Genomic DNA, 14,126 nt, shown 5'->3' on the forward strand with positions numbered 1-14,126 from the left:
CCTCTCACTCCTGCTGCCATGATGGCGTCAGCATCGTCGAGCAGAGATCATCGATCGTCTCGCCCCGTCGGACAAGCTCGGCGTTATCCCCTTTCACCAGCACCTCGGGAGATCGCGGCCGTCCGTTATACTGGGATGCCATCGCATACCCGTATGCCCCGGTATCAAGGATAGCGATGAGATCACCAGCAACCGGTTTTGGAAGGAGCCGATCCTCCGCAATGATATCTCCGGTCTCACAGATGGGGCCTGCGACCGTCACCTTCTCTTCACCAGGCTGATCCGCCTTGTTTGCCATGATCACCTCATGCCATGAGTCATACATGGCAGGCCGGAGGAGGAGGTTGAATCCTGCATCGACGTTCGCAAACGTCTTAAAGGCACGTTTCACCGAGTTGACCCTGGTGAGCAGAACCGTCGACTCGGCAAGGAGCCAGCGGCCAGGCTCGACCCAGAGCTGTGGTGAGATCCCGTGTTTCTTCATCCCTTCGACAAAGACGGGCATGACAGCTGCGGCATACTCTTCCGGTGTCGGAGCAACGTCGGTCTCCCGGTGATACGGCACACCAAGGCCGCCGCCGAGATCGATGAACTCAAGCGTGACACCCAGTGCCGTTATTTCACCTGCAAGATCCGCCATGACAGCCGCGGCCCTGGCAAATGGTTCGACATCAAGGATCTGTGATCCGATATGGCAGTGCATCCCGACAGGGATGACATAGGGTGCATCACGTGCTGCGGTGTATGCGGCGATGATCTCACCGGCAGGTATCCCGAACTTCGTCGTTGCAAGACCTGTTGCGATCTTTGGGTGTGTCGGCACCTCAAGTGCAGGGTTCACCCGAAATGCGATAGGAACCGTCTTCTTCGCTTCAGATGCGATTTTTGAGAGCTGGTTGAGCTCATCAATAGAGTCGATAGAAACACGGACACCGGTCTCGACCGCAAGCCTGAGATCATCCGTTGACTTTGAGGTTCCATTGAAAAGCAGGCGCTCAGGCTTCATCCCTGCACGGAGGGCGAGGGTCAGTTCACCTGCGGAGAAGACATCGGCACCCGCACCCTTCCGGGCAAGTGCACGGAGAACAGCAAGATTGCCGTTTGCTTTTGCGGCATAGAGGATCTGAACTCCGGGATAGTATGCTGACAGCGCGGACTGGAACCGTTCGAAGTTTGAGACGATATGATCTTCATTAATGACATACAGGGGTGTTCCGTACCGTGCTGCGAGATCGACGAGATCATGCGTCCCGGTCGCCAGATGGCCATTTCTGATGGAAAGATGGGCGGGGAGCCGGAGGGTCATCGCCTCATCCCCTCCATACGTGAAACCGCCTCGGTGATCCGCTCCACGGACCGGGTGATGGCAAACCTGACATAGCCCTCACCACTTGCCCCGAACCCGACACCGGGTGTTGCGACGATCCCGGCCTCATTCAGGAGGCGGGCGGCAAACGCCATCGAGTCATCCACCTTCAGCCAGACATAGAAGGTCGCCTTTGGAGCCAAAACCTCATACCCGAGACTGCGAAGTCCCTTCACAAGGACGTCACGCCGCTCCTGGTAGATGCTGCATGCCTCAGCAATACAGGTCTGGGGTCCGGTGAGGGCAGTGACACCGGCAAGCTGGACCGCATCGAAGGCACCCGAGTCGATATTTGTCTTGACCCTGCCAAGGCCCGCGATGATCTCCTTGTTTCCAACCGCCATTCCAAGGCGCCATCCTGTCATATTATAGGTCTTTGAGAGCGAATGCATCTCGATACCCACTTCAAATGCACCATCCGCCTCAAGGAACGAGGGGGCGGTATATCCATCAAAGGTGATCTCAGAGTAGGCATTGTCATGAACGGCAACGATGTTATGCTCCCGGGCAAACTCGACCACCTCGTTGAAGAACGAGAGGGGGGCGATGGCTGATGTCGGGTTGTTTGGATAGCCGAAGAAGAAGAGTTTCGTCTTCTTAAGAATATCCTTTGGAATTGATGCAAGATCCGGGAGGAAGTTGTTCTCTTCACGGAGGGGGAGGGGATGGCAGATGCCTTCCGCAAAGAGGGTCGAGGTCTTATAGACCGGATATCCTGGATCGGTCGCAAGGACGACGTCGCCCGGATTGACGAAGGCCTCAGGCACATGGGCGATACCTTCTTTTGAACCGATGAGGGTGATCACTTCACTCTTCGGATCGGCGGTGACACCAAATCGCCCTTTATACCATGAAGCCACTGCTTCCCGGTACGTCGGAAGACCAAGGTATGACGGGTAATGGTGGTTCGCGGGGTCACGGGCAGCTGTGCAGAGGGTCTCGACGATATGCGGCGGTGTCGGGAGATCGGGATCACCAACACCGAGATCGATGACATCTACACCGGCACGCCTCTTTTCATCTTTCATCTCATCAATGCGTGCGAACAGATAGGGTGGAAGGTTGTCAAGGCGTTTTGCGTACATACGAGGTACTGTTCTTTTTTGGTGTACTTAAGAATCACGGATGTGGAAGGTATATTCCTCTTGACAAAAGGTTATTGCATCAACAGAAGATACTATGATACGAGGGCTGAGATGGAAAATAAAGATGTAATTTACCTGGATAACGCAGCTACGACCAGAACACACCCTGATGTGGTTTCTGCAATGCTCCCGTACTTCTCTTTGCATTTCGGGAACCCCTCATCGATCTATCGGATTGCCCAAACCTCGCGCACCGCGATCGATGAGGCACGCCGCAAGGTCGCGGCAGCTCTTGGAGCAGATGAACGGGAGATATTCTTCACATCCGGAGGGACGGAATCTGATAACTGGGCGATACGGGGGATAGCGTCAGCGCATAAGAAGAAGGGGCGCCATATAATAACAACCGCAATTGAACACCATGCCGTCCTGCATACCGTCGAGGCACTCGGAAAGGAGGGTTTTGAGATTACGTACCTTCCTGTGGATGAGTATGGGATGGTATCCCCGGAGAGTGTCGGGGAGGCAATCAGGCCGGATACCATTCTCATCTCGGTGATGCTTGCAAACAATGAGATCGGAACCATCCAGCCAATACAGAAGATCGGGGAGATTGCACAAGCGCATAAGGTATTCTTCCATACCGATGCGGTCCAGGCAATCGGGCAGATCCCTGTCGATGTCAGGGAGCTGGGCGTCGATCTCCTCTCCATCTCAGCACACAAATTCGGGGGTCCAAAAGGGGTGGGTGCACTCTTTATCAGGCGTGGTCTCCGGATCGATCCCCTTCTGTATGGAGGTGCGCAGGAGCAGAGGCGGCGGGCGGGTACCGAAAATGTTCCCGGAATTGTCGGCCTCGGTGCTGCCATCGAGCGTGCAACAGCCCTGATGCCTGAGAAGGCAGAGAGGATGAAGAGACTTCGGCAGAGACTGACTGACGGGCTTCTGAGCATCCCAAAGAGCAGGCAAAACGGCCATCCCACCGAGAGGCTCCCAAACAATGTCAATATCATCTTCGATTATATCGAGGGAGAATCGATCCTCCTCCTCCTTGATGCCAACGGGATCGCGGCATCAACAGGGAGCGCCTGCACCTCGGCCTCCCTTGACCCCTCCCATGTGCTCCTCGCCTGCGGCCTCCCTCATGAACAGGCCCATGGCTCACTTCGGCTGACCCTTGGCGAGGAGACGACCGAAGAAGATATTACCTATGTCCTTGAGATCGTGCCAAAGGTCGTCCAGCGACTCAGGGATATGTCACCATTAACTCCAAAAGAACTGCGAACAAGGTGAAGCATATGTACTCAGAAACATTGATGGATCATTTCAACAATCCCCGGAACCAGCGGGAGATCCCCGATGCCGACGGCATCGGTGAGGTAGGCAACCAGAAGTGTGGCGATATCATGCGGATATTCCTCAAAATCCGTGATAATGTCATTGAGGATGCATCGTTTCAGACCTTCGGGTGCGGGGCAGCTGTTGCATCCTCATCGATGGCAACCGAGATGATCAAGGGAAAGACCCTCGAGGAGGCATGGGAGATCTCAAATAAAGCGGTTGCTGAGGCACTTGAAGGGCTTCCCCCGCAGAAACTCCACTGCTCGGTTCTTGCTGAAGAGGCGATACATGCCGCAATCAACAATTATCTCGAGAAGATGGGGCTTGAGCCCTGGGACGAGGGTGAGGGGAGCTGCGCCGGGTGCAGCGGCTGCGGGACTGACTGATTCCGAATCTTTTTTAACCCCGCCGGCATCTTTTGGTATGATGCACGTGAATGGAGATGATATCGAACTGGTACTCTGCACTGCTCCTGCCGGGAAGGCTGATCATATAGCACGGATACTCGTTGATGAACGGTATGTTGCATGTGTCAACATCCAGGAGGTCCGCTCAGTCTTCAGATGGGAGGGTGAAGTACAGGTTGAAGATGAGATGCTGCTCATCTGCAAGACGGCGGCGGGCAGGAGAGAGGAGCTATTCAGGCGGCTCAGGGAGATACACCCCTATGATGTACCGGAGATACTTGCCATTCCGGTGCAGGACGGAGATCCGGAGTATTGTTCCTGGGTCAGAACGGAGGTTTCAGGATGAGACTCATCAACCATACCGGCATTCTCTACAGGAACGATGTATTCACCACAATTGAGGATCAGGTCGTCTGTGAAGACAGCTTTACACTTTATCTGAACAATGAGCAGCTCCTGACGATGGTTGCATCCGATGATCACCTCAGGGAACTTGGGGCCGGATTCATCATCTGCTCAGGAATTGCGGATCGTATCAAAGAGGTGACCGTCTGTGATGACAGGATCTATGTCGAGGCCCCGGTGACCGGCGAGTACGAAGCAACCCTCGAGTCCTCAGGCGGATACTCAAACAGGCTCACCCCACGCAGGGTCGAATCCGGCCAGCAGATCACCCCGCAGAAGATCCTTGATGTCAGGGCTGCAATCGACTCGGATGTCTGGTTGAAGACAGGGGCACTCCATGCCTCGGTTCTCTTTTATGAGGGCGAGATGGCGATCCGCTGTGAGGATATCGGGAGGCATAACTCTGTTGACAAGGTCGTTGGACACGCGATCTTAAACAAGCTCCCGCTATCCCGCTGTGTCATCGGCTGTACAGGGAGGCAGCCATCGGGTATGGTTGGCAAAGTGGCAAATGCCGGGATACCAATCATTGTATCAAGGGCGGCATCCACGGATCAGGGGATTGCGACTGCGGAGGCGGCTGGTATTACGCTTGTCTGCTTCACCAGGGAAGGACGGTTTACGGTCTATACGCATCCTGAACGGGTCAGCGGTCTTGAAGAGAGGAGGAAATAATGTCAGAATTTTCCGTATGTATCGGTGGCCAGGCAGGGGAGGGGATCAACAAAGGTGGTCTTCTCATCGCAAGGATCGCCGGCCTGCTTGGATACCGGGTGTATATGTACTATGATTACCCGTCGCTCATCCGCGGAGGGCATAATTTTGCGACGATACGTGCAGCTGAGAAGGATTGCGGAGGCATTACTCATCGGCCAGACTTCCTCTGTGCCATGGATCAGGAGACGATCCAACGCCATACGGGTATAGAAGTCATCGTGTATGACGCGGATGTTGCCAAAGCCGACGGAATAGGAGTGCCTGCATCCAGCATTGTCAAAGAGGAGAACGCACCGGCAATAGCTCGAAATACGGTTATCGTCGGTGCATTCTGTCGTGCGGCCGGGGTCCCACGGGAGATCATGGAAGAGGCGATCCGGCGTGAGTTTGGATCGCGGGCGGACGCAAACATCTGCCTCGCCCTTCGTGGCTACCATGAGAGCAAAGAGGAGAGATCCATAGAGATAAAAACACCTCAGGAGTCACCGATCATGACCGGAAACGATGCGATTGCCCTCGGTCTGATCCGCGGCGGACTGGACGCATACGTATCCTATCCGATGACCCCCTCCTCCTCGATCCTCCATACCATGGCCGATCTCGCCCGGGAGAGTCCGCTCATCGTCATCCATCCGGAGAATGAGATCGCCGTCATCACGATGGCGCTTGGCCTGTCATATGCCGGGAAGCGGGTTGCTGTTGGAACCTCGGGTGGAGGGTTCTGCCTGATGAATGAAGGGGTATCGCTTGCAGGAATGGCCGAAGTCCCGGTTGTCATCGTGATGGCGATGCGGCCGGGACCCTCGACCGGGATGCCGACCTATTCGTCACAGGGGGATCTCAGCTTTGTCCTTCATGCCGGCCATGGCGAGTTCCCCCGGATCGTCATCGCTCCGGGGACGACGAACGAGGCATATGAGTGGTCTGCACGTGCCGTCCACCTCGCATGGCAGTTCCAGTGCCCGACATTCATCCTCTCGGACAAAAACCTCGGGGAGCACCCGGCATCAACCGATATCGACCCGGAATTTCCGATACCGTCACCATCAACACACTACCGGGAGGGGATATACCGGCGGTACTGTATCACGGATAATGGCATCTCACCATTCCGTCCCCCGCCGGTTCCGGGAAATGTCGTCAAGGTGAACTCCTATACACATGATGAGGATGGAATCACAACAGAGGAGCCGAGGAAAGCCTCAGCTGCGATGGTCAAGCTGATACGAAAAGGGGCAACCCTGGATAACGAGATGGGGCTGTATGGCTGTGTCAGGGTCGATGGTATCCCGGATGCACCGGTTGCCATCGTCTGCTTCGGATCAACAGGGGAGGCCTGCCGGGAGGTGGGTGAACGCCTCTCCCTCCGGGTTGTCCGGCCAATCGTCCTTGAACCATTCCCGATCATGCAGTTTGCAGAATCACTCTATAAGGCTGAAATGATCATCGTCGTGGAGGAGAATGCAACCGGCCAGCTTGCATCGCTTATCCAGCGATTTGGTTATCCAGCGGATCGGAACATCCGATCGGTCAATGGACGGCCGTTTACGATTGATGAGCTTGAGGCTGCCATCAGGGAGGTGATAGAATGAAGGGAGCAGAATATATCAGCCAGGCACAGAACACCTGGTGCCCAGGATGCGGGAACTTCACCATACAGCATTCAATTAAGAGTGTCCTCTCCGATCTGGGGGTTCCTCGCGAAGAGGCGGTCATCGTCTCCGGTATCGGATGCCATGCAAAGATCGCTGATTATATGCAGACAAACAGCTTCTATGGGATCCATGGAAGGGGTATTCCGGTCGCAACCGGAATATCGCTGGGCAACCCGGCCCTCACCATCATCTGTTCCGCAGGGGATGGCGATGCGTATGCAGAAGGGCTGGACCACCTGATATTCGCTGCGAAGAGGAATGTTGACATCACCGTCATCATCCATGACAACAGGGTGTACGGCCTGACAACCGGCCAGTACACCCCGACATCTCCACCGGGTTTTGCCGGGAAGTCAACACCTGAAGGGGTGAAGGAAGATCCCTTTAATCCCCTTGATCTGATGCTCTCCGCAGGAGCCACGTTCATCGCCCGCTCATATTCACGGGATAAGAAGGGGATGGAAGAGGTTCTGAAAGCCGCAATTCAGCACAAGGGCTTCTCATTTGTCGAGGTGCTGCAGGTCTGCGCCAGCTTCTATGATGTTCATGCCTGTTATGACGAACATGTCTACCAGGCAGAAGGGCATGACCCAAAAGACCAGGATGCAGCCCGGATGCGCATCAGGGAGTGGAATTATTCCGGAGAGGGAAGAATACCCCTGGGCATTCTCTATTCACGAGATGCACCGACATTTGAAGAGAGGGTCCTTGCGGGGAAAGAGGGCGTATTCGATAGAACCGGACTCATCCAGCGAGCAATTGAAAAGAGATAGCAGGATGGCATCCCCTCATCTGAGGGTGTAAAAAGAAAGCCTATCCATAATCACTTTTTTGGATCAGACAGACTTTTGTGGCAGAATAGCCAACTAATGATCACGGGAAGAGGCAGCCATGGGATTATTCGACATTTTTCGCCCTAATATTGAAAAACTCAAAGAACGCGGAGATGTTGACGGGCTGATCAGGGCATGTGAATCGCAGGATACGCAGATACGGGAAGATGCCGTCTCTGCCCTGAGGACCCTGATGCCCGGAGCGCTGCCTGACGTCATAGCTGCGGCTGTGGATCGGGATGAGAAGAAGCGTGCCTGTGCTGCCCTTGTCCTCAATCGGATCGGAGCCCCCGCCATTCCACACCTGATGAAGATCCTGGTAAAGCAGGACGGGCGGGAGAGAGAATATGCCGCCGCAGCACTCGCCTCGATCGGGACGCCTGCTGCTGCACCTCTTATTACCTGCCTCAGGCATATTGAGGAGGAGAAGAGCGATCTCATCATCGCGACCCTCGCCCATATCGGATCAGAGGGTGTACCATTCCTCAGGGAGGGTCTCTTCAGCCCGTCATGCCGATCCCGGCGGGGTGCTGCACAGGCACTTGATGCGATACGATCCCCTCCGGAGAATGAGCAGGAAGCGGCTGCACGGCTTATCGCACTTGGGCGCTGGAAGGATCTCCAGCGATTCCGTCGGTCAGCAGTACCAATCCTGATCAGGCTCCTTGAGGATGAATACTATGTATCAAGAGTCAATGCCGCACGGACACTGGGTACTCTTGGTGACAGCGAGGCTATCTCCCCGCTCCTTGAAACACTCCGGGATAAGGATGGCAATGTCAGGACAGCGGCTGCCGAGGCGCTCGGTGCAATCGGGGACGTGCGTGCAACTCCACACCTCCTCACCGCATTGGAGGATGAGTACTATAACGTCAGGATGGAGGCAGCATCAAGCCTCGACCGGCTCGGATGGCATCCTGCCAACGATACCGAACGTGCGAGATACTTTATCGCAACCGAGCAGTGGGAGAAGGTCGTTGCCCTCGGAAGACCTGCAATCCCCCCGTTAATCGATACGCTCAGGGATGATTATTACAGCGTCAGAAAAGGTATCTCAGAATCGCTCAGGAGTCTCGCCAGGTATTCAGTCGGACCCCTTGAGGAGGCACTCGGCAACCCGGATATCAGGATACGAAATGGTGCAGGAGATATCCTCACCTCGCTTGGAAAGAGCGACCGGGTCTTCCGTCCGCTCAGGCCCGGAAACCCTGATGAAAGAGCGGATGCAAAACAGGAAAAAAGCCAGGGAGCCGGGTCAATCGATCTCTCAAAGAAGAGAAGAGATAATGAAAAGGTTCAGCTGAAGAGGCTGAATGACGAGAAGGGAGAGAGAGGCGAGGCAGCGAGCGAGGAGAAGGAAGAGAAGAAGCCTGATGAGAATGCCGATCATGACGATGCGGGGAGGACGGCACTCTTCCCGGAGAAGAAGTTTGAAAAAATTCAGAGAGTGATCCAAAGGGTCGATCCGGCAGTCCATGAGAAGCTCGCGGGCATCCGGTCAGCCACCCCAAAAGAGATCGATGAGCAGGCAGAGCCGCTTATCACTGCCCTGCTCCGTGCACTCAGCGATGGAGATGAGGAGAGCCGTCTCATCGCCCTTGATGCCCTCCTCACCATCGGTCCAAAAGCCCTCCCGGTTCTGATCGAGGCACTCAGAGACAGCTCCCCACCTGTCCGTGCTGCAGCGGCAGAGATGATCGGTGAGATTGGAGAAGCATCTGCCGCCGGGTATCTGCTCCCTCTCCTTACAGATGGTGACGGAACAGTGCGTGCCATGGCGGCACGGTCACTTGGAAAGCTACGAAGTACCGATGCACTACCCTCCCTGATCACCTGCCTCCTTGATCTGAAGGCCGACGTCAGGAGGGAGGCCGTTACCGCTCTTGGACGGATAGGAAGCCCTGCAGTTGATGATCTGATCGCCACCCTCACCGGACCCTCAGACGAGATCCGGCGGGGAGCGGCAGAAGCACTCGGAGAGATACGGGATCCAAGGGCGGTTCCACATCTGGTCCGGCTCCTTGGGAGTGATAATGCAGGGATCAGAGCCGCAGCAATCGATGCACTCAGGCGGTTCGATGTCGCCGCCATCCGCCCTCTTGAGGAGATCCTTGCCACCGGCAGCCGTGAAGAGAAGCTCGCGGCTCTTGCCATCCTTGCGGACCTCGGGGAGAATGCGAGATATCTCATCGAGCGGGCCGCTCAGGACCCGGATCACGTCATCGCTGAAAAGGCCGGGATACTGCTTGGAGGAGAAGAGAGTGATACTGCTGATGAGTTATCCCAAACCCAGACACCCACACAGCCGGATACCAGGATATCAGAGGATATCACACCTCTTATACGGGATCTCCTCAGTGGGAATAAGGAGGCACAGATCCGATCCGCACAGGAGCTCGTCCTGAAGGGATCAGCCGCCGTCCCACCGCTGATCGAGATCCTCCTGAAAGGAAACCGTGAGCAGCGTGCAACAGCCGCCGAGATCCTCGCAGAGATCAGAGGCCCGGCAGTCGAGGAACTGCTTTCTTTATTACAAAATGGCACCAGGGATACCAGAATCACCGTCGCACTCCTTCTTGGAAAGATCGGAGATCCCCAGACAATAGATCCCCTCATCCGGATGCTCACCGATCAGGACTACCGTATCCGGAAGGCCGCGGCTGAGTCGCTTGGGATCTCAATGGATCCAAAGGCAGTCCCGGCACTTGCCGGGCTTCTCACAGATGATGATCCCGATGTCGTGGTTGCGGCTATCCGGGCGATAGGGTATATCGGCGATCCGGATGCGGTGGAGCCACTCATTCAGAAACTCGGTGATGAAGATTTCAGTGTCCGTTCCGCATCAGCAGAGGCTCTCGCAGGAATGGAGGATGCAGCAATCGGACCGCTCGTCTCCGCACTCTCAAATCCCGTGAAGGATCTCCGGTCAGGGGCTGCCGATGCATTGAAGGAGATCGGGTGGAATCCGGGGGATGGAGAGGTGCGGGCACGATTCCTCTTTGCCCAGGGGCGATGGAACGAGCTGGCGGCAGAGGGATCGGTTGCGGTGCCGGTTCTCATCAACGCACTTGCTGATCCGGATGAGGATATCAGAATGGGTGCGGCCCGGGCACTCGGCAGAACCGGAGATCCCGCTGCGATCACCCCGCTCATCAGGGGCCTTTCCGATGAATATACCCTGATCAGAAAGGTCTGTGCAGATGCACTCTTTGAGATGGGGGAGGAGGCGCTTCCCCCCCTGAAGGATGAGGCCGCAGCAGCAGATCCGATGAGCAGGAAGATGATCCAGGGGGTCTGCGATCGGATCCTGCGCAAAGGAAACCATCTGTGAACGGAATCACCCTCTTCCTCATCGCCATCGCCCTTGCGATGGACTCCTGTGCCGTCTCGATAGCAGCCGGTTCCACACTGAAAGAGCATTTCTGGTATTATGGGATCAGGGCGGCCTTCTTCTTTGGACTGTTCCAGGGAGGGATGCCGATTATCGGGTACCTTATCGGAGAGGCGGGATCTGAGATCATCGCCCCCTTTGATCACTGGGTTGCAGCTCTTCTTCTGGGTGGTATCGGGGGGAAGATGATCTATGAGGGGGTATATGGAAATGAAGAGGAGAAGAAGGGGGTAGCCTCCCTCTCCATGCTCCTCGTCCTTGCCGTTGCAACGAGCATAGATGCCCTTGCTGTCGGTGTCACCTTCTCTCTGCTTGAGATCCCCATCCTCGTTGCCGCCCTCGTCATCGGTATCGTCACCTTCGGGGCCTGCATCGCCGGTATCATGGCCGGCAGGCATGTCGGGAGGTTCCTTGGCAGACGTGTTGAGCTCCTCGGCGGTATCATCCTCATTGGTATCGGTGCGAGAATTCTCATCGAAGGGATCTTCTTCTGATTCCTCTGATTACGGCACATCCGAATGATTCAGATACCAATACAAGGGAAACCTTTTTCCTTGAATGGAGAGGAGATATCAGTATGGCGTTTAATAAGCAGTCTGCACGCGATGCGGCGCTCCTCATCGGATGTATCCTCATTCCCCTCTCGGCGGGGTTCATCGGCAGTATCGCAACAGCAGCCAATGTCAGTGGCTGGTATCAGACCATCAACAAACCATGGTTCACCCCACCCGACTGGCTCTTTGGCCCGGCATGGACAACACTCTATATCCTGATGGGGATATCGCTCTTTCTCATTCTCAGATTCGGGTGGGAGAGGCGTGATGTCAGGGTTGCTACGGGTATATTTGCGGCCCAGATCTTTTTAAACGGACTCTGGTCCTTCCTCTTCTTCGGGGTTCCGTCCCCGCTCCTTGGACTGATCGGTATCATCCCTCTCTGGGCCATGATCCTCTGGATGATCATCGCTTTCAACAGAATATCGCGGACGGCGGCCCTCCTCAACATCCCGTATCTTGGATGGGTCACCTTTGCAACGATATTAAATGCATCAATCTATGTTCTCAACCTCTGATCTTCACTTTTTTTGAGAGAAAGGTATATCCGGGCTGAATGGAAAGGAGCCGATGATGAGGATACAACGGGTTGCATGCCGAAACTTCAAGAGCTTCTCTGAGCTTGTCGTTGATCTTGATAATTATAATATCCTGATCGGAACAAATGCCGCGGGAAAGACGAATTTCATCAGGATACTCCGTTTCTTCCGCGATATTGCACGACATGGCATTGGAAACGCAATATCACTCCAGGGGGGAGCTGAGTTCATCAGAAATGCCAGCTTCCCGGAGGATACCCCGACCGAGCTTGGGGTTATTTTTGAAAATAATCTCGGGGTCCTATCCGGGGTCCGTGATACAGAGGGAGGGATGCATACCCTCACCTTTCATCAGATAGAATACCGTTTTGGCCTGCTCATCAGGGATGGTTCGTATGAGATCGTCTCTGATACGCTCCGGCTCGGATGTTCCTGCACCTCTGAGGCAGATGCAGACACCCGGGGAGAAGGGGAACTCCTGATAACCCGGAGGGATGACGGTGTCGCCTACGATCTCAGGACACCGGAAGGGATTACCATCGATATCTCTGATATTATCCCTCCATACCTTCAGAACAACACACCACGGCCCGGAACGCTCCTCATCGAAAACCCTCTCCTTGTTCCGATGCCCGGTTTTCAGCGATTCTTCTCTGATATTGCCATCTATGACTTTGATCCCCGGTCGCCGAGAAAGGCGATACCACTCACCGGCAGGAGCGATCTCGAGGAGGATGGATCGAACCTCGCACTGGTCCTCCGGACGATCCTTGCTGATCCCACTAAAAAGAGGAGGCTTGCCAACCTGATGCATGATCTCCTCCCCTTCATCCATGATATCGATGTCAGGAGGTTCATGGACAGCTCGGTATACTTCACCATCACCGAGAGATATGGAAATGATCTGACCCTCCCCTCCTCGGTGATATCGGATGGGACGATCAATGTCATCAACCTCATCGCAGCCCTCTACTTTGAGGAGAAGCCCTTCATCGTCATCGAAGAACCTGAGAAGAATATCCATCCTTACCTCATCGCCAGGGTCGTCTCGATGGTGGCAGATGCCGCCGCAGGCAAGCAGATCCTCATCACCACCCATAACCCGGGGATCGTCCGGTATGCGGATGTCGAGGATATCCTCCTTATATCCAGGGACAAGGATGGGTTCTCTCAGATTGTGCGGCCTGCCCTCCGCGAAGAGGTGAGGACCTTCCTCAAAAATGAGGTTGGCATCGAAGAGCTCTACATCCAGAACCTCCTTGGGCTATGAACCGCCTGTATGTCTTCTGTGAGGGGCCCGATGACATCAGGTTCTTTGAAGGTGTTCTCAGGGAGCATCTCCAGGAAGGATATGATGACATCAGGATGATCGGCTATGCCGGTATGAAGCATATCCGGGTGGACGGATTTATACGGGGAATCGGGGCGATGGGGGATGACTACCTCATGGTCGCCGATATCGATCAGAAGCGGTCGGTCAAGGCGAAGAAGAGGATGCTGATGGACTGGTATCGCGAACTTGATGAGCAGAAGATCATCATCGTCATTAAGGAGATCGAGGGATGGTATCTTGCCGGGCTTGATAAAAAAGCCTCATCACTCCTTGGGATCAGGTACAGCCCGTCAACAGATCGGATCACCAAAGAGCGGTTTAACCAGATGATCCCGGAGAAGTATCATTCCCGGATCGATCTGATGATCGAGATCATCAGGCTCTATACGATAGCAGTTGCCGTCCGGAAGAATCGTTCGTTTAGGTTCTTTCATACGCATTTTCTTGAATAGGAGATGTACGATCACAACCATTATCCTTTTTTTCTGCATAAGGTGATA

13 protein-coding genes are annotated in these 14,126 nt (G+C 54.9%); 11 read left to right on the top strand and 2 right to left on the bottom strand.

What is annotated here, in order from left to right:
- Positions 1-4: 4 nt before the first annotated feature.
- Both lysA and J2T58_RS03595 read right to left on the bottom strand, forming a co-directional pair.
- Positions 5-1,306, bottom strand: a complete 1,302-nt coding sequence (lysA, locus tag J2T58_RS03590; protein WP_253487487.1) for a diaminopimelate decarboxylase — start codon at positions 1,304-1,306, stop codon at positions 5-7.
- Positions 1,303-2,451 carry an LL-diaminopimelate aminotransferase gene (locus J2T58_RS03595; protein WP_253487489.1) on the bottom strand — a complete coding sequence of 383 codons (1,149 nt, stop codon included), beginning with the start codon at positions 2,449-2,451 and terminating at the stop codon, positions 1,303-1,305. The genes lysA and J2T58_RS03595 overlap by 4 nt, the downstream gene beginning before the upstream one ends.
- Positions 2,452-2,562: 111 nt before the next feature.
- Here J2T58_RS03595 and nifS point away from each other — a divergent pair, with 111 nt between their 5' ends.
- From nifS to J2T58_RS03650, 11 genes are all read left to right on the top strand, one after another.
- Positions 2,563-3,744 carry a cysteine desulfurase NifS gene (gene nifS, locus J2T58_RS03600; RefSeq protein ID WP_253487490.1) on the top strand — a complete coding sequence of 394 codons (1,182 nt, stop codon included), beginning with the start codon at positions 2,563-2,565 and terminating at the stop codon, positions 3,742-3,744.
- 5 nt (positions 3,745-3,749) lie between these two features.
- Positions 3,750-4,178 carry a Fe-S cluster assembly scaffold protein NifU gene (gene nifU, locus J2T58_RS03605; protein WP_253487491.1) on the top strand — a complete coding sequence of 143 codons (429 nt, stop codon included), beginning with the start codon at positions 3,750-3,752 and terminating at the stop codon, positions 4,176-4,178.
- A gap of 37 nt (positions 4,179-4,215) precedes the next feature.
- A complete protein-coding gene (gene cutA, locus J2T58_RS03610) occupies positions 4,216-4,545 on the top strand; it encodes a divalent-cation tolerance protein CutA (protein WP_253487492.1) in 330 nt (109 codons plus the stop codon).
- Entirely contained in the window at positions 4,542-5,279 is a 738-nt protein-coding gene (gene fdhD / locus J2T58_RS03615; RefSeq protein ID WP_253487493.1) for a formate dehydrogenase accessory sulfurtransferase FdhD, read from the top strand. The genes cutA and fdhD overlap by 4 nt, the downstream gene beginning before the upstream one ends.
- On the top strand, positions 5,279-6,913 hold the full coding sequence (locus J2T58_RS03620; protein WP_253487494.1) for a 2-oxoacid:acceptor oxidoreductase subunit alpha: 1,635 nt from the start codon (positions 5,279-5,281) through the stop codon (positions 6,911-6,913). The genes fdhD and J2T58_RS03620 overlap by 1 nt, the downstream gene beginning before the upstream one ends.
- Positions 6,910-7,749 (top strand): thiamine pyrophosphate-dependent enzyme, encoded by an 840-nt coding sequence (locus J2T58_RS03625; protein WP_253487496.1) that lies wholly within the window; start codon positions 6,910-6,912, stop codon positions 7,747-7,749. Before J2T58_RS03620 ends, J2T58_RS03625 begins: the two co-directional genes overlap by 4 nt.
- 118 nt (positions 7,750-7,867) lie before the next feature.
- Complete coding sequence (locus tag J2T58_RS03630) at positions 7,868-11,140, top strand: HEAT repeat domain-containing protein (protein ID WP_253487498.1); 3,273 nt, start codon at positions 7,868-7,870, stop codon at positions 11,138-11,140.
- Positions 11,137-11,694 carry a manganese efflux pump MntP gene (locus tag J2T58_RS03635; RefSeq protein WP_253487500.1) on the top strand — a complete coding sequence of 186 codons (558 nt, stop codon included), beginning with the start codon at positions 11,137-11,139 and terminating at the stop codon, positions 11,692-11,694. Before J2T58_RS03630 ends, J2T58_RS03635 begins: the two co-directional genes overlap by 4 nt.
- A gap of 83 nt (positions 11,695-11,777) precedes the next feature.
- Complete coding sequence (locus J2T58_RS03640; RefSeq protein WP_253487502.1) at positions 11,778-12,272, top strand: TspO/MBR family protein; 495 nt, start codon at positions 11,778-11,780, stop codon at positions 12,270-12,272.
- Positions 12,273-12,324: 52 nt separating this feature from the next.
- The gene (locus tag J2T58_RS03645; protein ID WP_253487504.1) at positions 12,325-13,563 is read left to right on the top strand and encodes an AAA family ATPase; all 1,239 of its coding nucleotides are present in this window, start codon (positions 12,325-12,327) and stop codon (positions 13,561-13,563) included.
- Entirely contained in the window at positions 13,560-14,078 is a 519-nt protein-coding gene (locus J2T58_RS03650) for a hypothetical protein (protein WP_253487506.1), read from the top strand. The genes J2T58_RS03645 and J2T58_RS03650 overlap by 4 nt, the downstream gene beginning before the upstream one ends.
- Positions 14,079-14,126: the final 48 nt, after the last annotated feature.

The sequence above is a fragment of the Methanocalculus alkaliphilus genome (genome assembly GCF_024170505.1).
In the GTDB taxonomy this organism is placed as follows: Archaea; Halobacteriota; Methanomicrobia; order Methanomicrobiales; family Methanocorpusculaceae; genus Methanocalculus; species Methanocalculus alkaliphilus.

What these genes read in the sequence shown, in the direction of transcription:
- J2T58_RS03630 (WP_253487498.1), top strand. Translation starts at nt 7,868, where the DNA reads ATGGGATTATTCGACATTTTTCGCCCTAATATTGAAAAACTCAAAGAA.
- J2T58_RS03595 (WP_253487489.1), bottom strand. Translation starts at nt 2,451, where the DNA reads ATGTACGCAAAACGCCTTGACAACCTTCCACCCTATCTGTTCGCACGC.
- J2T58_RS03625 (WP_253487496.1), top strand. Translation starts at nt 6,910, where the DNA reads ATGAAGGGAGCAGAATATATCAGCCAGGCACAGAACACCTGGTGCCCA.
- J2T58_RS03650 (WP_253487506.1), top strand. Translation starts at nt 13,560, where the DNA reads ATGAACCGCCTGTATGTCTTCTGTGAGGGGCCCGATGACATCAGGTTC.
- fdhD (WP_253487493.1), top strand. Translation starts at nt 4,542, where the DNA reads ATGAGACTCATCAACCATACCGGCATTCTCTACAGGAACGATGTATTC.
- nifU (WP_253487491.1), top strand. Translation starts at nt 3,750, where the DNA reads ATGTACTCAGAAACATTGATGGATCATTTCAACAATCCCCGGAACCAG.
- J2T58_RS03645 (WP_253487504.1), top strand. Translation starts at nt 12,325, where the DNA reads ATGATGAGGATACAACGGGTTGCATGCCGAAACTTCAAGAGCTTCTCT.
- J2T58_RS03620 (WP_253487494.1), top strand. Translation starts at nt 5,279, where the DNA reads ATGTCAGAATTTTCCGTATGTATCGGTGGCCAGGCAGGGGAGGGGATC.
- J2T58_RS03640 (WP_253487502.1), top strand. Translation starts at nt 11,778, where the DNA reads ATGGCGTTTAATAAGCAGTCTGCACGCGATGCGGCGCTCCTCATCGGA.
- cutA (WP_253487492.1), top strand. Translation starts at nt 4,216, where the DNA reads ATGATGCACGTGAATGGAGATGATATCGAACTGGTACTCTGCACTGCT.
- nifS (WP_253487490.1), top strand. Translation starts at nt 2,563, where the DNA reads ATGGAAAATAAAGATGTAATTTACCTGGATAACGCAGCTACGACCAGA.
- lysA (WP_253487487.1), bottom strand. Translation starts at nt 1,306, where the DNA reads ATGACCCTCCGGCTCCCCGCCCATCTTTCCATCAGAAATGGCCATCTG.